This window comes from Arthrobacter sp. P1_C12_2 (assembly GCF_056406415.1).
The window spans coordinates 119798-139717 of record NZ_JBFUAF010000012.1 but is presented as its reverse complement, the minus strand read 5'-3'; the positions used below and the strand labels follow the sequence as shown (position 1 = coordinate 139717).

Genomic DNA, 19920 nt, shown 5'->3' with positions numbered 1-19920 from the left:
CTCCGCCGGCTCGTCCCCGGGGATCGCCGAGGCGGTAACCCGGGGTCGGTCCTGGCCCTGCGGCTCAGGAGTGCGCGGTTCGGTCTCGGGCATCTACTGTCCGTTCGTCGTCGTCGTTGTCGCAGCCGGTTCGGGCCGCGCTACTGCTGCAAATCTATCAAGCGGCCAGATGATCTGTACCGGCCGGCCAATGACGCGTTCCAGCGGCACCATGCCGCCGCCGGGGGCGCCCAGGAGGTTCCGGGAATCGGCCGACATGGAGCGGTGGTCCCCCATGAGCCAAAGCCGTCCGGCGGGCACCTGAACGGCGAACTTCACATCGCTCGGCGTGTCCCCCGGATACACATACGGTTCCGCAACTTGCTGGCCGTTGACTGTGAGCCGGCCGCCGGCGTCGCAACAGACCACACGGTCGCCGGGCAGCCCGATGACGCGCTTGACATACGTGGTGTCGCTGCCCGCGAGGCCGAGCCAGCGTCCGGCTTCGGCGAGGGCATCCACCACGGGGCCGTTGCCGCTGTTGAGCGGGGCGAAGGAGCCGCGGCCGTCAAAGACGACGACGTCCCCCCGGTCCAGGGGCTCAGCCTGGAAGCCGGTCCGCGCCACCAGGATCCGGTCCCCGGTGTGAAGGAGCGGTTCCATGGAGGCGGACGGGATGAAGAAAATGTCCATCCACAGGGAACGGACCACGGCGCTGATGGCCACGGCGAGCACCAGGGCCAGCAACGCAAAACGCCAGCCCGGTTTCCTGGGCTGGCGTTTTGGCTGTTCCATGTTCCGTATCCCTTGGCGCTGTTGTGAACTAATGTGCGCTGTTGCGGATAGCTCCGGCGCCGCACTAGCTGACGCACCGGGTACGGTCCGTGGACCCGCGGTGGAAGTCTGGGAAGACTTACTTGGCGGTCTGGAAGTCGCGCTTTTCCTTGATCTTCGCGGCCTTACCACGCAGGTTACGCATGTAGTAAAGCTTGGCGCGGCGCACGTCACCCTTGGAGACGAGCTCGACCTTGTCGATGATCGGGGAATGCACCGGGAAGGTACGCTCTACGCCGACACCGAAGGAGACCTTGCGGACGGTGAAGGTTTCGCGGACGCCATCGCCCTGGCGGCCAAGGACGAAGCCCTGGAAGACCTGGACGCGGGAGTTCTTGCCTTCGATGATGTTCACGTGAACCTTGATGGTGTCACCCGCGCGGAACTCGGGAACATCGGTGCGCAGCGAGGCTGCATCTACGGAATCGAGGATATGCATTGATCCACTCCTGGTGAACGCCACAGGTCACTCACGTTGGGTTACGGCGGCCAAGCCCGGTGGCATGCGCCGCCCGGAAATTCCCGCCGAAAGTTTGTCAATCCGGCCCTGTCAGGAGTAGACGGGGCCGGGGTGCCGGGCTGTTGGTAGCGCTCCCCCTGTGGCAGGTTCGCAACCCAGCAGGCACAAGGACTAATTTTGCCACATTTTGTCCGGGTTAGCCCAATCCCGGTGGTTAGGCGTCGGGACGGCGCAGCAGCCGGCCGTCGACGACGTCGTAGCCCAGGTCAGCGAACGCCGTACGGTCCGCGCGCGGAAGCTTGCCGGCGTCGAACTCCACAAGGAGGTCCGGGCGGCGTTCGGCGGTGCGCCGGTACTGCTCGTGCCGGCGCCACTGGGCAATCTTGCCGTGGTTGCCGCTCAGTAGCACCGCCGGGACGTCCCGGTCCCGCCAGCTGGAAGGCTTGGTGTAGACCGGGTACTCGAGCAGCCCGTCCGAGTGGGACTCCTCCACGAGGGACTCGGGGTTGCCGACGACGCCGGGCAGCAGCCGCCCAATGGCCTCGACCATGGCCAGCACGGCGACTTCGCCGCCGTTGAGGACGTAGTCCCCCAGGCTCATCGGGCGCACCGTGAAGTGCTCCGCGGCCCATTCCAGGACCCGCTCGTCGATGCCCTCGTAGCGTCCGCAGGCGAACACCAGCTGGTCTTCCTCCGCCAGTTCATGCGCGGTGGCCTGGGTGAAGCGCTCCCCAGCCGGCGACGGGACGATCAGTACGGGTTTGCCGGCAGATCCGGAGACGCCAGGTGCGACGGCGTCGTCGGCGTCGCCGGACCGTCCGGCGGCCACGGCGGTGAGGGCCTGCGCCCAGGGTTCGGGCTTCATGACCATGCCGGCGCCGCCGCCGTAGGGGGTGTCGTCGACCGTCCGGTGCCGGTCGGTGGTGAAGTCCCGCAGGTCATGGACCTTGAGGTCCAGCAGGCCGTCCTGGCGGGCTTTGCCGATCAGCGACAGCTCCAGCGGGGCCAGGTACTCCGGGAAGATGCTGACGACGTCGATTCTCATCTACGCGTTGCCCTGCTCTTCAGGGTTCTGCGCTTCAGGGTTCTGTTCTTCGGCGGCCTCGTCGGTGTTGACCTCGAACAGTCCGGGCGGCGGGGTGACGAGGACGTACTTTTCACCCACGTTGACCTCGGGCACAATCTGCTCGACGAACGGGATCAGGACTTCCTTGCCCTCGTCCGTGGTGACCACCAGCAGGTCCTGGACCGGCAGCGTGTGCAGTGCCGAGACCTTGCCGACCACGTTGCCGCCCACCCGGACCTCGAGGCCCACGAGCTCGTGCTCGTACCAGCCCTCGTCGTCGTCCTCGGCGCCGATTCCTTCGGTTTCGATGAACAGCTTGGCGCCCCGCAGGGTCTCGGCCTCGTTGCGGGTCTCGATCTCATCGAAGGCCAGCAACAGGATGTCCTTGTTCCAGCGGGCGCTGATTACCGTCAGCGGCCCGGCCGAGGTGGGTTCCACGATGAACTGCGTGCCGGGGACAAAACGGTCGCCGGGCGCGTCGGTGAGCACCTGGACGGTCACTTCGCCGCGGATGCCGTGGGGCTTGCCGATTCGTGCCACCTGGAGCTGCATCTGTTCCTCTGTTCGGGGTTGGTGAATCTGTACGTCTGGTGCGGAATTACGGGAAAACAGTCCGGCCCCTCCACCATTTTCTGGTGAAGGGGCCGGACTCAAGACAAGTAGTGCTGAACGCGTTACCGGCGGCGGTCGGTGTCGACGACGTCGACCCTGACCGGCTCGCCGTCCGCCAGCGCCGCAACCACAGTGCGCAATGCGCGTGCGGTCCGGCCCTGCCGGCCGATCACCCGTCCAAGGTCGTCCTGATGAACGCGCACCTCGAGGGTTTCCCCGCGGCGGTTGTTCTTCGCACTGACCTTGACGTCCTCGGGGCTGTCAACAATCCCGCGGACCAGGTGTTCGAGCGCTTCTGCCAGCAATTTACTCAGCCTCGGTGGTCTCTGCTTCGGCGGCGTCGGCGGGAGCCTCGGCAGCTTCGTCCTTCTTGGCCTTCTTGGTGATGGCTTCCGGGATGATCACGGAACCCTTTTCCGGGGTAACGAAGGCAGCCTTGGGAGCCTTGGTCTTCAAGGTTCCCTCCTGGCCCGGGAGACCCTTGAACTTCTGCCAGTCACCGGTGATCTTCAGGATCGCGGCGACCTGCTCGGACGGCTGTGCGCCGACGCCGAGCCAGTACTGGGCGCGGTCCGTGTCGACCTCGATGTACGAGGGCTCTTCGGTCGGGTGGTACTTGCCGATCTCTTCGATAGCACGGCCATCACGCTTGGAGCGTGAGTCCATGACGACGATGCGGTAGTACGGTGCGCGCATCTTACCGAAGCGCTTAAGGCGAATCTTTACGGCCACTTTTGTGGTCACTCCTGTTTCTGAAACGGGGTCGAGCCCGGCGTTCTGCACCCGTGGGGCGGGCCGTACTTGGGGGTTCTAAAGGACAAGATCCAGACGCGGAGAGAGGGGCCACGCAGATCGAGTACCTGTTCATTGTGCCAGATCACCGGCAGGATTTCGACTTGACACGGGCCCGGCGCACCAGCGTGCGGCCTGAACGCGGCGATCCGCGGCGTTCAGGGCCGGTCAGGACGTCCAGACGTAGAGGCCGGACCTGGTGGCGGGATCGACTCCGGCGGCGAGCTCGGCGATCCGGCGGACGTAGCCCCGCGCCTCGTCCGCACCGAAGGGCATGTCCTCCTCGGCGGCCCAGTTGGCTGCGACGTCCTCCAGGACGTCGCCCTCCCCTTCGGTTTCATAGCTGAGGAGTTCCGCCAGTGTGCGGACCATCGCGGCGGGGACGCCGAGCAGCGAGTCGCTCGCCACATCAACCATGGCCAGTTCATAGTCCGCGCCCGGGGCGTGCACGGCGACGCCGGCGAGGTCTCCCAGCCGCTCCACCTCGAAGTCGCTGATCTCCGGGATGCGGACGGCCCCCGGGGCGGCCGGGCCGCCGCCGTCGAGTGCGCCGGCGCGCTTGAGGGCTTCTTCGTGGGTGGACACAAAGAGTTCGGTGAATCCCATGCAGCTGGTCCTTAGGGTTCGGCGGTCCGCGGACCGCTTTTCGGCGTCGCCTCAGCCTAGCGTGCCTGGCGCAGCTTCGCCCCGGCCGCTGGACATGTCCTCCGCAAGCCCGGGGGAAACCCTGCCTGACCCGGCCTCGCCCCTGGACATGCACTCGCCCGACGCCGAGCAATGGACATATGGCCGCCATGTCCATTCCCGGCTGCGACCGGTGGACATGCCCAGCGGTCCAGTCAACGAACAACGGACATGCCCTCCGCAAGCCCGGGGAACCCTGCCCACCCGACCCCGCCCCTGAGCATGCACTCGCCCGACGCTGAGCAATGGATATATGGCCGCCACGTCCATTCCCGGCTGCCCGCGGTGGACATGTTCCGAAGCGCTGCCGGCGAACGATGGGCATGTCCAGCGGGGAGCTTTGAACGCTGGACATGCTCAGCGGAACAGCGTGCCTAGCGCACTGTGGCTTCAGCGAACGGCGACGCGGATCCGGTTGCGCCACGGGTCCTCGAAGCGCAGTTCGGCGCCGGTGTGGTGCGATTCGACGCCGGCGACCTTGAGCCGGTCGGCCAGGGCCGCGACGTCGTCACCGGACGGCACTTCGATGAGGACCTCGCCCAGGCCCAGCGTGTCGCGCCGGGGGCCCGCGCCGCGGCTGTTCCACACGTTCATGGCCATGTGGTGGTGGTAGCCGCCGGCCGAGACGAACAGCGCCTGGCCGTGCCATCCCGCGGTCTTCTCGAAGCCGAGCGTGCCGACATAGAACTCATGCGCCGACTGGACGTCGCCGACCTGCAGGTGGACGTGCCCGACGCCGGCGGCGGCCTGGCGCTGGCCGGTCACGGACTCCTCGGTCAGGTGTTGCTGCAGGTAGCGCTGCGGCGGCAGGGCGAGGCTGTCCATGACGACGTTCTTGCCCTCCCAGGACCAGGCTTCCCGCGGCCGGTCCCAGTACAGCTCAATGCCGTTGCCTTCGGGGTCGTTGAAGTAGAAGGCCTCACTGACGAGGTGGTCCGCACTGCCGGAGAAGGACTGGGGCTCGTACTGGGCCGCGCTGGCAATGGTGGCCGCCAGGGAGTGCTGGTCCTCGAAGAGGAGGGCGGTATGGAAGAGCCCGGCCTCGCCGCGGGAAGGAAGGTTCAAACCAGGGGCGGGCGCCAGGTGTACCAGCGGCTTCTGCCGGCGCCCAAGGTAGAGCCCGCCGTCCTGTTCGGCCACAGTCTCCAGCCCGAGGGCGCGCTGGTAGTAATCGGTCATGAGCTTCATGTCGCCGACCTTGAGCATCACCGTGCCCATGGCGAGGTCGGCAGGAAGGAGGTCCTGGGTGCTGGCTTCTGCGGTCATCGAAACGCTCCGTGGATTCTTTGGCCACCGGATTTCGGTGACTCTGCATAGAAGTAAATTACTTGAAGCTTCAATTTATTCCTAATGACCGGTCTGCGCCCGGTTCACCGGCAGCCCGCGCAGCACAATGTGCTGGATCCGGCGGAGCGTGGCAGGTTTGCTCCGCGGGTCCTCGGCGGTGACAAGGACATCCGCACTTGCCCCATCACAGATGGACTCCGCGCCGAGCCACGTCCGCGCGGACCAGCTCGCGGCGTCGAGGGCGGCGGCGCCGGGAAGGCCGGCGGCGTGCAGGGCCTGGATCTCGTCCACGATCCGGCCATGGCTGATCACGCTTCCGGCGTCGGTTCCGGCATAGATCGCCACCCCGGCCTCGTGGGCTTCGAGCACCCGCTCCGCCCGCCGCGCCCACAGCGAGCGCATGTGGGCGGCGTAGCGGGGGAACTTGGTCTCCGCCCGGGCCGCGATGTCCGGGAACGTGGCGATGTTGATCAGGGTGGGCACAATCGGGACGCCCTGCCCGACCAAGCGCGGCAGGTGCCGCGGCAGCAGCCCGGTGGCGTGCTCGATGCAGTCGATCCCGGCGTCGAGCATGTCATCGAGGGTGTCTTCGGCGAAGCAGTGCGCGGTGACGCGGGCCCCTTCTTCGTGGGCGGCCTGGACGGCGTCCTTGACCGTCCGGGCGGGAAAGCTGGCGGCGAGATCGCCGGCGTCGCGGTCAATCCAGTCCCCCACGAGCTTGACCCAGCCGTCGCCTGCGCGGGCCTGCTTGCGCACCGCCTCGACGAGATCCTCGGGTTCGACCTCGACGGCCAGGCCCGGCAGGTAGCGCCGGGTCCTGGCGAGGTGCCGGCCGGAGCGGATGATCCGGGGAAGGTCAGCGCGCTGCTGGAGCCAGCGGGTGTCGTGGACGGCGCCGGCGTCGCGGACCAGCAGCGTCCCGGCGTCGCGGTCCGCCAGAGCTTGGGATTCCGCGGTGTCCTCGGTAACGTCCCCGCCCGGGCCGAGGCCGACGTGGCAGTGTGCGTCCACGAGGCCGGGAATGACCCAGCCGTCAAGCACGAGCCCCGGCGCGGCCGCCGGACGGTGGAAGGTCAGCCGGCCCTCCACCGACCACAGCCCGTGGCGGACCTGGTCCGCCGCGGTGAGGATGGGGCCGCTGAACTCGATGATGCCGGTCATGACCTAAAGCCTAATCCGCATGACGATCCGCCGGCCCAGATCATCCAGCCCCAGCTGCGCTTCGTGGATCCGTAGGGCGCCCAACGCCTGCCCATGCTGGGCGAATTCCTCGAAACCGCAGCTCGCATAAAACGGCGCATTGAACGGAACGTCCGCGAACGTGCACAGCGTCATCGATAAATAGCCACGACCCCGGGCCGCATCGAGGGCCGCCTCTACCAAGGACCGTCCTATCCCCCGCCCAGCGGAGTCCGCCTGCACGGAGAGTTGTTCCAGATGGGCCTGGCCGCCGACCTCGTCAACGCGGGCAAACCCTACGGGCGGGGTTCCGGAGACAAGTATGAAGAGCGGCTCAACCGGCGTCGTCACCCCCGGGGCCGGGAGCGCCTGGTTCCCCAGCTCGGCTTCGAGGATGCGGTCTGCTGAGGCCTCGAGAACCGGCAGCGCCGGGAGGTCTTCCGGCGTCGCCATCCGGATGCGGGGCACGGCCCTGGGCAGAGTCACAATGCCACGCTAACACCGCGGCCCGACCGCGCCGCGTCACACTCGACAGCCGGCCGGAGGTGCGTGGTAGCTTCGTCTACGACCACACGGGTGCCCCTGCAGGGGCTGAGATCGGGCTGACGCAGCCTGCGACCGTTGAACCTGTCCGGGTAATGCCGGCGAAGGAAGTGAGCTTTTCCGTGAACACCCAAGTGACACAGCACAGCCCTGTCCAAATTCAGTCTGCCCACATTGAGTCAGCCGACAATCAGCCAGCAGCCACCACGCAGTCGCTGAAGTCCCACTCGCTGGCCTTCACCACGGACCCGGACCACGGCATCCGCGTCCCGGTGACCGAGATTGCCTTGGAACCCTCACCGGGCGGCGTCCCGAACCCTCCCTTCCGCGTCTACCGCACGGCCGGCCCGGGCAGCGATCCGGTCCGCGGGCTGGAACCGTTCCGCGCGCCCTGGATTGAGGCCCGGGCGGACACCGAAACCTACGCCGGCCGGCAACGTGAACTGCTCGACGACGGCAAGTCGGCGGTGCGCCGGGGTGCGGCGTCGGCCGAGTGGCGGGGCGGTCGCCCGGTGCCGCGCCGCGCGGTTGAGGGCAGGACCGTCACGCAGATGCGCTACGCCCGGGACGGGGTCATCACCCAGGAAATGCGGTTCGTCGCGCTGCGCGAGAACTGCGATGTGGAGCTGGTGCGCCGCGAGGTGGCCGCGGGCCGGGCGATCATTCCCAACAACGTCAACCACCCTGAATCCGAGCCGATGATCATCGGCAAGGCGTTCCTGGTGAAAATCAACGCCAATATCGGCAACTCCGCCGTGACCAGTTCCATCGCCGAGGAGGTCGACAAACTCCAGTGGGCCACGCAATGGGGCGCGGACACCGTCATGGACCTCTCCACCGGGGACGACATCCACACCACGCGCGAGTGGATCATCCGCAACTCCCCCGTCCCCATCGGCACGGTCCCGATCTACCAGGCGTTGGAAAAGGTCAACGGCGAGGCCAACGCCCTGACCTGGGAGATCTTCCGGGACACCGTGATCGAACAGTGCGAGCAGGGCGTGGACTACATGACCATCCACGCCGGCGTGCTGCTGCGCTATGTGCCCCTGACGGCCAACCGGGTCACCGGCATCGTGTCCCGCGGCGGTTCCATCATGGCCGGCTGGTGCCTGGCGCACCACCAGGAGAACTTCCTCTACACGCACTTCGACGAGCTGTGCGAGATTTTCGCGAAGTACGACGTCGCGTTCTCCCTGGGTGACGGGCTGCGGCCGGGAGCGACGGCGGATGCCAACGACGCGGCGCAGTTCGCCGAGCTGGACACCCTGGCCGAGCTCACGCGGCGGGCCTGGGAGTTCGATGTGCAGGTCATGGTGGAGGGTCCCGGGCACGTGCCCTTCCACCTCGTCCGGGAAAACGTGGAGCGCCAGCAGGAACTCTGCAAGGGAGCCCCGTTCTATACGCTCGGGCCGCTGGTCACCGACATCGCACCGGGCTACGACCACATCACCTCGGCAATCGGCGCCACGGAGATTGCCCGCTACGGCACCGCCATGCTCTGCTACGTCACGCCCAAGGAACACCTCGGGCTGCCGAACAAGGACGACGTGAAGACGGGCGTGATCACCTACAAGATCGCGGCCCATGCCGCCGACCTCGCCAAGGGCCACCCCGGCGCCCACGAACGCGACGATGCCCTGTCCAAGGCGCGGTTTGAGTTCCGCTGGCGGGACCAGTTCGCGCTGTCCCTGGACCCGGTGACGGCCGAGGCCTTCCACGATGAGACGCTACCCGCGGAGCCGGCCAAGACGGCCCACTTCTGCTCGATGTGCGGTCCCAAGTTCTGCTCCATGCGGATCAGCCAGGACATCAGGGACGAATACGGTTCGGCGGAAGCGCAGGCGGCCCTGGCGCAGAGGGCGGCCGGAATGCAGGCGAAGAGCAACGAGTTCCTCGCCTCGGGGGGCAAGGTCTACTTGCCGGAGCCCTCGGTGGGAGGACCCGCAGCCTCCTAGGACGCCCGGGCGTGCTGGCGGCGGCTGACCTCGGCGATGTACGAGCGGATGGCCCGGGCCCCTTCGGCTGAATCCTGGGGCCGGTGCCCTCCCGGGGCCGTGCGGTGCAGGGCGCCGGTCTCGCGCAGGTAGCCGGCGATTTCCTCATACAGCGGTTCCCAGCCGCCGGTCAGGACCAGTGTCGGCACGCCCGGCACGATCTGCAGCGGGGCTTCCCACGGCGGCGCCTGCAGGCGGAGCCGGCGCGCTGCCCGGAGGGCCTCCGGCGTCGTGGCCCCAGGGGCTTCGGCCGCGAACGCGCGGCGGATGAACTCCCGCTGGAAGTCGTCGTCGCTGAGGTTGTACCGGACATCGAAGAGCGGCTGCATGAGGGCCCGGTGCGCGGCGGTGGCCGGGAGCTCCGCGGTCAGGGACAGGCAGGCCGGTTCCACCAGGGTCAGCGACTGGACGAGGTCGGGCCGCTCGACGGCGGCCATCATCGCGGCGATCGCGCCCTGCGAATGGGCCACCACGTGGCCGCCGGCCTCGCCGCGGCCGTCGTCCGCCAGCGACGCGAGCACGATTGCGGCGTCGGCGGCGAAGTCCGATTCGAGCGGTTCCGCGACGGCGTCGAACCCGTGCCGCCGCAGGAACAGGGCGTCGTAGTCCAGCGCCATCCCGTGCTGTTTTGGCCACGCGGCGGCACCGAAGCTGCCATCCCCGTGGACGAAGACTACGCGCTGCTTGAACATTGTCTTACCCTATGGCACCGAAGTGCTGATGCCGCCGGCGACACAGTGCCGGCGGCAGTCAGCCCTTGCGGCTACTTGCTGCCGCCGAGGAACTTGTCGAAGCCCTTGGGCAGGTTCAGCTGGGACGGATCGAAGTCGCCGCCCTGCTGGCCGAACGACGCACCGGTGGGCAGGGCCTTGGGGCCGGCGGCACGCCGCGCCTCGGCGTCGCGCAGTTCCTGCGCCGCCTTGGCCGGGTTGCCGGAGCGGGCCTTCTTCTTGGGCGCCGGCTTGGCTCCCTTTCGAGCACCGCCCCCGCCGGGCATCCCCGGCATGCCAGGCATCCCGCCGCCGGCGGCCATTTTCTTCATCATCTTCTGGGCCTGGGCAAAGCGTTCCAGCAGTCCGTTGACCTCGGATACGTGTACACCGGAACCGCGGGCAATGCGGGCCCGGCGGGAGCCGTTGATGATCTTCGGAGCCACGCGCTCATGCGGGGTCATCGAGCGGACAATGGCCTCGACGCGGTCGATCTCGCGCTCGTCGAACTGCTCCAGCTGCTGGCGGATGTTCTGCGCACCCGGCATCATCATGAGCATTTTCTTCATGGAGCCCATGTTGCGGATCTGCTGCATCTGGGCGAGGAAGTCATCGAGGGTGAAGTCCTCCTGGTCGGCGAACTTCTTCGCCATCCGGGCGGCTTCATCCTTGTCCCAGGACTTCTCGGCCTGCTCGATCAGGGTGAGGACGTCACCCATGTCGAGGATGCGCGAGGCCATGCGGTCCGGGTGGAAGAGCTCGAAGTCGTCCACGCCTTCGCCCGTGGAGGCGAACATGACGGGTTTGCCTGTCACCGACGCGACAGAGAGCGCGGCACCGCCGCGGGCGTCGCCGTCGAGCTTGGAGAGCACGATGCCGGTGAAGTTGACGCCCTCGTCGAAGGCCAGGGCCGTGTTGACGGCGTCCTGGCCGATCATGGAGTCGATCACGAACAGGACTTCGTTCGGGACGATCGCGCGGCGGATCTGGCGCGCCTGCTCCATCATCTCGGCGTCGACGCCGAGACGGCCGGCGGTGTCCACGATCACGACGTCGTGCAAGGTGCGCTTGGCTTCCTCGACGCCGTCACGGGCGACGGCGACAGGGTCGCCGGCAGGGTGGTCCAACTCGGTGGACGTGGCGCCCGGGTGCGGGGCGAACACGGGTACGCCGGCGCGCTGGCCGACCACCTGCAGCTGGGTGACGGCATTGGGCCGCTGGAGGTCACAGGCCACCAGCATGGGGCTGTGGCCCTGGGACTTGAGCCACTTGGCGAGCTTGCCGGCCAGGGTGGTCTTGCCGGCGCCCTGGAGGCCGGCCAGCATGATGATGGTGGGGCCGGTCTTGGCCAGGCGGATCCGGCGGGTCTCGCCGCCGAGGATCTCGACGAGCTCCTCGTTAACGATCTTCACGATCTGCTGGCTCGGGTTCAGCGCCCCGGAGACCTCGACACCGAGGGCACGCTCGCGCACGCGGCCGGTGAACTCCCGGACCACGGGCACGGCGACATCGGCGTCCAGAAGGGCTCGCCGGATCTCGCGGACTGTGGCGTCAACGTCCGCCTCGGTCAGGCGGCCTTTGCCACGCAGATTCTTGAAGGTTGCTGTCAACCGGTCAGAGAGTGAATTGAACACGCGCCGTGCACTTCTTTCAGTGGATCTACAGGTGGCGGCCGGTGCGGCACGCCAGCGTCGCGACTGGTGTTCGCCTGAACGAACCGCCTCGACAACAGGACTCGACTATCTAGGGTACCAAGATGAGCCTTCAAGATGGCATGCTGGCGTAGGTGACCAGCCAAACAACTATTAAAACCCTGCTCATCCTGGGCGCCTCCGGCGATCTTACGGGCCGGCTCCTGTTACCAGGGCTTGCCCGCCTGGTGGCCCGGGGCCGCGCCGAAGGACTCACCCTGGCCGGAGCGGGATCGGACCCCTGGACGCCGGAGCAGTGGCTGGGCCGGATCGAGGAGTCGTTCGCGGACGAGAACTCCAAGGCCGATGCCCACGGCAAGCGGGAGCTCAAGCGGATCCGTCAGGAGAGCACCTACCACCAGCTCGACGTCACGGCCGGAGACCAGCTCGCCGGGCTGCTGGCGCAGCTGGAGGGCCCCGTGGCCGTCTACTTCGCCCTGCCGCCGCGCGTCAGCCAGCTCGCGTGCGAAGCCCTGGCGCCGGAGGACTTGCCCGCCGGCACCCGGCTGGTCATGGAGAAGCCGTTCGGCTCGGACGAGGCGTCCGCACGGCACCTGAACAAGACACTGGCCGGGCTGGTCCCGGAGGACCACATCCACCGGGTGGACCACTTCCTCGGCAAGGCAACCGTCCTTAATATCCTTGGCCTGCGCTTCGCGAACACGTTCTTGGAGCCGGTGTGGAACCGGCAGCACATCGAAAAGGTCGAGATCATTTTCGACGAGGACCTCGCCCTCGAAGGCCGCGCCCGGTACTACGACGGCGCCGGCGCACTCCGCGACATGATCCAGAGCCACCTGCTTCAGATCATGGCCCTAATGGCAATCGAGCCGCCGGCGTCCGTGGACGAACGCGACCTCCGCGATGCTGTGGCCACCGTTCTGCGGGCCAGCAGCGTCAACGCCCCGTACCGCCAAAACACCCGCCGGGCCCGGTACACCGCGGGTTCGATCAACGGCCGGAAAATTCCGGACTATGCCCGGGAGGACGGTGTGGACGCGTCCAGGGGCACTGAGACCCTCGCCGAGGTGCAGGTGGAAATCGACAACTGGCGCTGGCAGGGCGTTCCGTTCATCCTGCGCTCGGGCAAGGCGGTGGGCACAAAACGCAAGGAGGCCGTGGTGACCTTCCGGCCGGTGCCGCATCTGCCGAAGGGGTTCACCGGCGTGGACGCGCCCAACCAGCTGCGGATCGGGTTTGGCCCGGACACGCTGCAGTTCGACGTCGACGTGAACGGCCCGGGCGATGTCCTGAGCCTGGACCGGGCCACGCTGCAGGCCGAACTGAGCGCCTCCGAGCTCCTCCCGTACGGTGAAGTGCTCGAGGGCGTGCTGGCCGGCGATCCCCTGCTCTCCGTGCGGGCGGACACTGCCGAGGACTGCTGGCGGATCCTGGCGCCCGTGCTGAAGTCCTGGACCGCCGGACATGTCCCATTGGAGGAATATCCTGCCGGGACCCCGGGGCCGGAGGGCTGGCCGGGCGCAGCACAGGAGTAGCACCGGCGCAGTAGCTGGGACGACAAGGCGGGCCGGATGCCTTTGGGGCATCCGGCCCGCTGTGTCAGTACCGCTGCGTCAGTACCGCTGTGTCAGTACCGCTGTGTCTGTTCGCCGTACCGGCGTGTAGCGAGGGCAGTTAGATCGCTGCCGAACCGCGCTCTCCGGTGCGGACCCTGACAGCCTCGAACACATCCATCGTCCAGACTTTGCCGTCGCCGGCCCGGCCGGTGTTGGAACTGGCGATGATGACATCGAGGATGTCGTCCGCCTGTTCGTCGGTGGCCAGGACTTCCACCCGGATCTTTGGCAGGAGGTCCACGTTGTACTCGGCCCCGCGGTACACCTCGGTGTAGCCGCGCTGCCGGCCGTAGCCGCTGGCTGCGCTGACCGTCAGGCCCTGCACACCGTAGGCTTCCAGGCCTTCGCGAATAGCCTCAAGCTTTTCCGGTCGGACGATTGCTGTGATCAGTTTCATGCCCCCACACTTTCCTTGCCCGATGCGTTCTGCTTGCCGTTGGACGCGGCGCCCACCTCAGCGGAGACTGAGTCTTCGTCCTCGCCGCCCATCGGCTTGCCGGTGATCAGTTCGTGCAGCGGCTGGAAGCTGCCGCCGTGCCCGCCGACGCCAAACTCGTAGGCGGTCTCTGCGTGCAGGCTCAGGTCCACACCGACAACTTCCTGTTCCTGGGAGACCCGGAAGCCCATGAACTTGTGGATCGGGAAGGCGATGATGAACGTCATCACGGCGGTGAAGACGATGGCCATCAGTGCCGCGAGGCTCTGGGCGACCAGCTGCGTGGTGCCGCCGCCGTAGAACAGGCCCGCCGCGCCCTGCGTCGGGGTGGCCAGGAAGCCGATGGCCACGGTGCCGATCACGCCGGAGACGAGGTGGACGCCGACGACGTCGAGCGAGTCGTCGTAGCCGAACTTGAACTTCAGGCCGACGGCGAGCGCGGAGGCCACACCGGCAGCGACGCCGAGGGCGATCGCACCCAGCGGGGAGACGTTGGCGCAGGCCGGAGTGATGGCGACCAGGCCAGCCACGACGCCGGAAGCGGCACCAAGGGAGGTCGGGTGACCGTCGCGGAAGCGTTCCACGGCGAGCCAGCCGAGCATGGCGGCGGCCGGGGCGGCCAGGGTGTTGATCCAGATCAGGCCGGCCTGCTCCACAGTGGCAGCGGCACCGGCGTTGAAGCCGAACCAGCCGAACCACAGGATTGCGGCGCCGAGCATGACGAACGGAACGTTGTGCGGGCGGTGGTTCGGGTCCTTGCCGAATCCCTTGCGGTTACCGATGATCAGGACCAGGATCAGGCCCGCGACGCCGGCGTTGATGTGGACCACGGTGCCGCCGGCGAAGTCGATGACCGGCGCGAACGTCTGGCCAAACCAGCCATTGGCGGAGAAGAGTCCGCCGCCCCAGACCATGAAGGCCATCGGCGCGTAGACAAGGGTGGCCCAGATGGGGGTGAAGACCACCCAGGCGGAGAACTTGGCGCGGTCGGCGACCGCGCCGGAAATCAGGGCCACCGTGATGATCGCGAAGGTGGCCGCGTAGCCGACCTTGAGCAGGTCAGCCGGTTCGGTGAAGTTGTGCAGGCCGAAGTGGCTGAACGGGTTGGCGAAGATCTGGTAGAAATTGTCTTCGTTGCTGGTAGCCATCGAGGCGCCCCACAGGATCCACATGATGCTCACGGTTCCAATGGCGACGAAGCTCATCATCATCATGTTCAAAGCCGACTTGGCGCGAGTCATGCCGCCGTAGAAGAATGCCAGGCCCGGGGTCATGAACAGCACGAGTGCCGCGGCGACCAGGAGCCAAACGAGACCTGCGGTGAGTTCCATGGTCTACGTCCTCTCTTGCAATAGGTGCGGAGTAGTCCGCCGGTCCCAACGCATTTATTTGCGTTCTACATCGAGTTTCGCGGGGCTGTGTTTCGCTGGCGGAGGATTTACATTGCCGGGTTGTTACAAGAACCTCCCGGACGTAAATGGTGCATCTCACACTTGTTACGGTTATGTTTCAGCGGATTATTTCCGCACTTGTTGGACCCGCCGCCAGCAGGCCCGCATCATCCCAAGGACGAACGCACTATGAGCAACACCTCCCGCCCCGTCGGCGACGCCGCAGCCCAGGCGCCCTCCCCGGCCCCGGGGCGTTCCCGGCTGCCCCGGGACATCAAGGTGATGCTGGTTGCGGCCTTCCTGATTGCGATCGGTTTTGGCCTCGTGGCACCTGTTCTGCCGCAGTTCGCCACCACGTTCGACGTCGGCGCCACGGCGGCGGCCGTGATCGTGAGCATCTTCGCGTTCATGCGGCTTGTCTTCGCCCCGGCCGCCGGCGCCCTGATCGTGAAGCTGGGCGAAAGGCCGGTCTATGTGGCCGGGCTGCTGATCGTGGCGGCGTCGACGGCGGCCTGCGCCTTTGCCCAGGACTACTGGCAGTTGCTGGTCTTCCGCGGCCTGGGTGGGGCGGGTTCGGTGATGTTCACTGTGGCGTCCATGGCGCTCGTGGTCCGGCTCGCGCCGCCGGAAAGCCGCGGCCGGGTCTCCGGGGCCTATGCCTCCGCCTTCCTGATCGGCAACGTCTGCGGCCCGATCGTCGGCGGGCTGCTCGCCGGCTTCGGCCTGAGGGTGCCGTTCCTGGCCTACGCGGGGGCCCTGGTGCTGGCCGCCCTCGTGGTGCAGACCCAGCTCAGCCATGTCCCCGCCGTCTCGCGGCGACCCGGCGCCACTGCCCCGGCGATGGAACTGAAGGACGCGCTGCGGGACAGCGCCTACCGCGCCGGCCTGTTTTCGAGCTTTGCCAACGGCTGGGCCACCTTCGGGGTGCGGATGGCCACGGTGCCGCTGTTCGCCGTCGTGGCGCTGGGAGCCGGTCCCGAATCGGCCGGCTGGGCCCTGGCGGTGTTTGCGGGCGGTAACGCGGTGGCACTGACGTTTTCCGGCCGGCTCGCGGACAGCCTGGGCCGCAAGCCGCTCCTGCTGGCCGGGCTGGTGGTCACCGGCACCGCCACGGCGGCCATCGGGTTCACGCACCAGCTGCCCTGGTTCCTGCTCGCCTCCGCTTGCGCCGGGATCGGCTCCGGGCTGCTGGGACCGGCCCAGCAGGCCGCCATCGCCGACGTGATCGGCAATGAGCGCTCGGGCGGCCGCGTCCTGGCCGTCTTCCAGATGGCCTCGGACAGCGGCGCGATTGTCGGACCGGTGGTGGCCGGGCTGCTGGCGGACCGCCTGGGCTACGGCTGGGCTTTCGGGGTCACTGGCGGCATACTATTGGCCGCCGCCGCCGTGTGGTTGCCGGCCCGCGAAACGTTCCGCCGGCCGGCGGCGGACCGCGCCTGACCTGCGGCGTTGCCGCCACCGGTCCGCCGTGCGGGCAGTCCTGTCCGGAGCCCTGTCCGGGACCCCGTTCAGGACCTTCCGGTCGGCGCCGGCCGCCGCCCTTGGCTAAGCTGGGGGCACGTGCTACAAACTTCCGGAGGTAATCCCCCATGGCCAAATTCGACTCTTCCCCCGGGAAAGCCGAAAGCCCCGACCCCGCCCAACCCGCCAACGCAGGAAAGAACGCAGAAAAGAGCGCGGAAAAAAGAAAGCGCGCGGGACTGATCGCCGGCGCCGGAATCGTCGCCGTCGCCGCAGCAGTGCTGGTTCCCCTCGCCCTCGGAAACCCTACTCCGGCTCCGCCGGCTGCTTCTTCCCCCACCCAGTCGTCGGCACCGGCCCCCACCCCGGCCGAGGTGGGCCCCCCGGTCACCTATTACGCGCAGCCGGGTCCGCCGGCCGGGTCACCGCTGGAGAAGGTTGAGCCCCTCAAGGTCGACGTCTCCAACGACCTCGTGGGCACCTCCCTGAACAAAGGCCTGACCGGAATCTCCCTCGAGGCCACGGACCTGGCCGATCCGGACCTCAGCAGCGACAACGCGTCGATGGTCAAGCTGCTCAAAGAGATCGACCAGCCCGTCCTGCGCTTCGGCGGCAACGCCGTGGACCGCCGCTTCTTCTGGACCTCCACCGGCGAGGGTGTCCCCGCCGACTACAAGGGAGACAAGACGCACCCTGTCAAGGCCGTAGGCCCGGCAGACCTCGCCCGGCTCAAGACCCTGCTTGACGCCGGCGACGCCAAGGCCAGCCTCACGGTGGACCTGGGCCACTACAACCCGGCCCGGGCTGCGGACATGGTCAAGAACGCCTCGGCGATTTTCGGTGACCGGCTGCTCAGCATCACGGTGGGCAACGAGCCCAACGGCTTCGTGTTCAACGACGTCAAGACCGGCAGCGGCTACAGCGTGGAGCAGTACGTCCGGGAGCTGAAGGACTACGCCAACGCGATCTATGCGGTGGCCCCCAACGTGCCCATTTCCGGCCCGGGCGCCTACGACCAGAAGTGGTGGCAGCCCTTCGTCGATGCGGACATCCCGCAGAAGAAGATCCTGACGTTCCACAATTACCCGCTCTACAGCTGTGATGGCAGTGATCCCAAGGGCTCGCCCACCATTGCCAACCTGATGAGCCGGCTGATGCATGATCGTGCCGCCGATTACCAGCAGTCGGCCCTCAAAGTCGGCCAGGCAGCGGGACTTGAAACTTGGCTCCCGGAGACCGGGATCGCGGCCTGCCCAGGTTCGAACGAGACCTCCCGCACCCACGCATCGGCGCTGTGGGCGGCTGACTATGCCCTCAACGCCGCCCAGCTGGGCATCACCCGGATCGGCTTCCACAGCTCGTTGCTCACGTGCAAGGGCGGCCCACCCCTGTCCGCCATCTGCAGCGCCGGCGCCTACCCGTTCGGCAACGGCCAGATGTCCGGCCGGGCCAACTTCTTCGGCATCTCCATGGTGGCCGAGCTCGAGGCCGGCAAGTTCATGAAACTGAACAGCTCCGGCGGCGGGCTGGCGTTCAGCTACGCGCTGCAGAACGCGGACGGCAGCACCAGCGTCGTGATCGTCAATGAAAACGACCCCGAAAAGGCCGCTCAGACCGATGTCACCTTGAACCTGCCGGGTAAGCCGGTGACCGGGACCATGACCCAACTCAGCGGCCCCAGCTACTCAGCCGAGAACCAGACTGTCATCGACGGCGCCAAGACCGAGCCCAAGCCCCTCGCCAAGCGCGCCACGGTGCCCGGCTTCGTGTACAAGTCCCAGACCCAGCAGTTCAAGCTGACCGCCGGGACAGTGACGGTCCTGAACTTCAAGTACTAGTCACCTGAGGTACCGGCCGCCCCGCGGCAACAAAAGAGTGCCCCGGTCCTGTCTGAACTGTCCAGACAGGACCGGGGCACTCTTTGTTGCGGTGGGTGCTAGTTCAGCAGCGCGTCCACGAAGCCTTCGGCGTCGAACGGCGCGAGGTCGTCGGCGCCCTCGCCCAGCCCGATCAGCTTGACCGGGACTCCGAGGGATTTCTGGATGGCGACGACGATCCCGCCCTTGGCGGTGCCGTCCAGCTTGGTCAGGACGATTCCGGTGATGTTCACGACCTCGGAGAACACCCGGGCCTGGTTGAGTCCGTTCTGGCCGGTGGTGGCGTCCAGGACCAGCAGCACCTCGTCCACCTCGGCCAGCTTTTCGATGACGCGCTTGACCTTGCTGAGCTCGTCCATGAGGCCCACCTTGTTCTGCAGGCGCCCCGCGGTGTCGATCATGACGACGTCGACTTCCTGGTCGATGCCGGCCTTGACGGCCTCGTAGGCCACCGAGGCCGGGTCCGCGCCGTCGATGTCCGACTTCACGGTGGGCACGCCGACTCGCTGGCCCCACGTGGCCAACTGCTCGGCGGCGGCGGCGCGGAAGGTGTCGGCCGCGCCCAGCAGCACGTCCTTGTCCTCGGCCACGAGCACGCGGGCGAGTTTGCCCACCGTCGTGGTCTTGCCGACGCCGTTGACGCCGACCACCATCATGACCGCGGGCTTGTCACCGTGGCGCTCGACGTTCAGGCTCCGGTCCATGGTGGGGTCCACGAGCTTGATGAGTTCCTCGCGGAGCAGGGCCTTGACGTGCTCCGGGTCCCGCGTGCCCATTACCTTGACGCGTTCGCGGAGCGCGTCCACGAGCTGCATGGTCGGTTCGGTGCCGAGATCGGCCAGCAGGAGGGTTTCCTCGACCTCGTCCCAGACGTTTTCATCGATCTTGTCCGCCGAGAGCAGGGCCAGGAGCCCTTTGCCCAGGATGTTGTTGGACTTGACCAGCCGCTCGCGCAGCCGCATCAGGCGTCCGGCCACCGGGAGCGGGGTTTCCACCGGCACGGTCTCGAGCCCGGCGGCGTCGTCCGGTACCTCGACGGTGGGTTCTTCGAGTTCGACGCCGTCCGGCGAGGTCCGTTCCGGTGCCGGTGCCTGCGCGGGACGGTCCTCCACCAGGGTTCCGGCTCCCGGGGCCTGCACGGGATCGTTTGCGTCACGCGTCCCGGTGTAGGTCTTGGCGTTCTTCCGGGTCTTCATGAGCACCGGAATCAGCACACCGATGACCACCAGGACAGCGAGAATGGGCAGAATAATGGGGAGGATGTCGTTCACTCCCCTAGCTTCTCACAAACCCCAAATGGGCCGTGGCCAGCGCCTTTGTTGCGCATGGACCCCGCCCTGCCTG

Annotated in this window: 19 protein-coding genes and 1 riboswitch; of the genes, 4 read left to right on the top strand and 15 right to left on the bottom strand. The window is 67.5% G+C overall.

Annotated elements, in window-relative coordinates; all coding sequences use genetic code 11:
* Positions 1–93 precede the first annotated feature (93 nt).
* From lepB to AC1DZQ_RS14210, 10 genes are all read right to left on the bottom strand, one after another.
* A complete protein-coding gene (gene lepB / locus AC1DZQ_RS14255; RefSeq protein ID WP_476964142.1) occupies positions 94–774 on the bottom strand; it encodes a signal peptidase I in 681 nt (226 codons plus the stop codon).
* A 118-nt stretch (positions 775–892) separates the two neighbouring features.
* A complete protein-coding gene (gene rplS / locus AC1DZQ_RS14250) occupies positions 893–1252 on the bottom strand; it encodes a 50S ribosomal protein L19 (protein WP_018773447.1) in 360 nt (119 codons plus the stop codon).
* A gap of 235 nt (positions 1253–1487) precedes the next feature.
* Entirely contained in the window at positions 1488–2318 is an 831-nt protein-coding gene (trmD, locus tag AC1DZQ_RS14245; RefSeq protein WP_476964141.1) for a tRNA (guanosine(37)-N1)-methyltransferase TrmD, read from the bottom strand.
* The gene (gene rimM, locus AC1DZQ_RS14240; protein ID WP_476964140.1) at positions 2319–2891 is read right to left on the bottom strand and encodes a ribosome maturation factor RimM; all 573 of its coding nucleotides are present in this window, start codon (positions 2889–2891) and stop codon (positions 2319–2321) included.
* Positions 2892–3013: 122 nt separating this feature from the next.
* Positions 3014–3256, bottom strand: a complete 243-nt coding sequence (locus AC1DZQ_RS14235; protein WP_018773450.1) for an RNA-binding protein — start codon at positions 3254–3256, stop codon at positions 3014–3016.
* 1 nt (position 3257) lies between these two features.
* Entirely contained in the window at positions 3258–3683 is a 426-nt protein-coding gene (gene rpsP, locus AC1DZQ_RS14230) for a 30S ribosomal protein S16 (protein WP_026266438.1), read from the bottom strand.
* A 228-nt stretch (positions 3684–3911) separates the two neighbouring features.
* Positions 3912–4349, bottom strand: coding sequence for a hypothetical protein (locus AC1DZQ_RS14225; RefSeq protein ID WP_476964139.1), 438 nt, complete (start codon positions 4347–4349; stop codon positions 3912–3914).
* 468 nt (positions 4350–4817) lie between these two features.
* On the bottom strand, positions 4818–5693 hold the full coding sequence (locus tag AC1DZQ_RS14220) for a VOC family protein (protein ID WP_476964138.1): 876 nt from the start codon (positions 5691–5693) through the stop codon (positions 4818–4820).
* An 81-nt stretch (positions 5694–5774) separates the two neighbouring features.
* Complete coding sequence (locus AC1DZQ_RS14215; RefSeq protein ID WP_476964137.1) at positions 5775–6875, bottom strand: amidohydrolase family protein; 1101 nt, start codon at positions 6873–6875, stop codon at positions 5775–5777.
* 3 nt (positions 6876–6878) lie between these two features.
* Complete coding sequence (locus tag AC1DZQ_RS14210) at positions 6879–7379, bottom strand: GNAT family N-acetyltransferase (RefSeq protein ID WP_476964136.1); 501 nt, start codon at positions 7377–7379, stop codon at positions 6879–6881.
* Positions 7380–7455: 76 nt separating this feature from the next.
* A riboswitch (TPP riboswitch) is annotated at positions 7456–7563 on the top strand.
* On the opposite strand from AC1DZQ_RS14210, the gene thiC reads away from it, so the two are divergent.
* Positions 7559–9394 carry a phosphomethylpyrimidine synthase ThiC gene (gene thiC, locus AC1DZQ_RS14205; RefSeq protein WP_476964135.1) on the top strand — a complete coding sequence of 612 codons (1836 nt, stop codon included), beginning with the start codon at positions 7559–7561 and terminating at the stop codon, positions 9392–9394. It overlaps the preceding riboswitch by 5 nt.
* On the opposite strand, the gene AC1DZQ_RS14200 is transcribed toward thiC, so the two are convergent.
* Together AC1DZQ_RS14200 and ffh are read right to left on the bottom strand one after the other, a co-directional pair.
* Positions 9391–10125, bottom strand: coding sequence for an alpha/beta hydrolase (locus AC1DZQ_RS14200; protein ID WP_476964134.1), 735 nt, complete (start codon positions 10123–10125; stop codon positions 9391–9393). The genes thiC and AC1DZQ_RS14200 overlap by 4 nt on opposite strands.
* A gap of 71 nt (positions 10126–10196) precedes the next feature.
* Complete coding sequence (gene ffh, locus AC1DZQ_RS14195) at positions 10197–11777, bottom strand: signal recognition particle protein (RefSeq protein ID WP_476964133.1); 1581 nt, start codon at positions 11775–11777, stop codon at positions 10197–10199.
* Positions 11778–11929: 152 nt separating this feature from the next.
* Here ffh and AC1DZQ_RS14190 point away from each other — a divergent pair, with 152 nt between their 5' ends.
* Positions 11930–13330: a glucose-6-phosphate dehydrogenase gene (locus AC1DZQ_RS14190; RefSeq protein ID WP_476964132.1), complete on the top strand. Its 1401-nt coding sequence runs from the start codon at positions 11930–11932 to the stop codon at positions 13328–13330.
* 139 nt (positions 13331–13469) lie between these two features.
* On the opposite strand, the gene AC1DZQ_RS14185 is transcribed toward AC1DZQ_RS14190, so the two are convergent.
* Both AC1DZQ_RS14185 and AC1DZQ_RS14180 read right to left on the bottom strand, forming a co-directional pair.
* Positions 13470–13808, bottom strand: a complete 339-nt coding sequence (locus AC1DZQ_RS14185; RefSeq protein ID WP_028276847.1) for a P-II family nitrogen regulator — start codon at positions 13806–13808, stop codon at positions 13470–13472.
* On the bottom strand, positions 13805–15178 hold the full coding sequence (locus tag AC1DZQ_RS14180) for an ammonium transporter (protein WP_476964131.1): 1374 nt from the start codon (positions 15176–15178) through the stop codon (positions 13805–13807). Before AC1DZQ_RS14180 ends, AC1DZQ_RS14185 begins: the two co-directional genes overlap by 4 nt.
* A 249-nt stretch (positions 15179–15427) precedes the next feature.
* Between AC1DZQ_RS14180 and AC1DZQ_RS14175 the strand changes: the two genes are divergently transcribed.
* Together AC1DZQ_RS14175 and AC1DZQ_RS14170 are read left to right on the top strand one after the other, a co-directional pair.
* Positions 15428–16678, top strand: a complete 1251-nt coding sequence (locus AC1DZQ_RS14175; RefSeq protein ID WP_476964130.1) for an MFS transporter — start codon at positions 15428–15430, stop codon at positions 16676–16678.
* 149 nt (positions 16679–16827) lie between these two features.
* Entirely contained in the window at positions 16828–18537 is a 1710-nt protein-coding gene (locus AC1DZQ_RS14170; RefSeq protein ID WP_476964129.1) for a hypothetical protein, read from the top strand.
* A gap of 98 nt (positions 18538–18635) precedes the next feature.
* Here AC1DZQ_RS14170 and ftsY read toward each other — a convergent pair whose 3' ends face one another.
* A complete protein-coding gene (gene ftsY, locus AC1DZQ_RS14165) occupies positions 18636–19847 on the bottom strand; it encodes a signal recognition particle-docking protein FtsY (protein WP_476964128.1) in 1212 nt (403 codons plus the stop codon).
* Positions 19848–19920 lie beyond the last annotated feature (73 nt).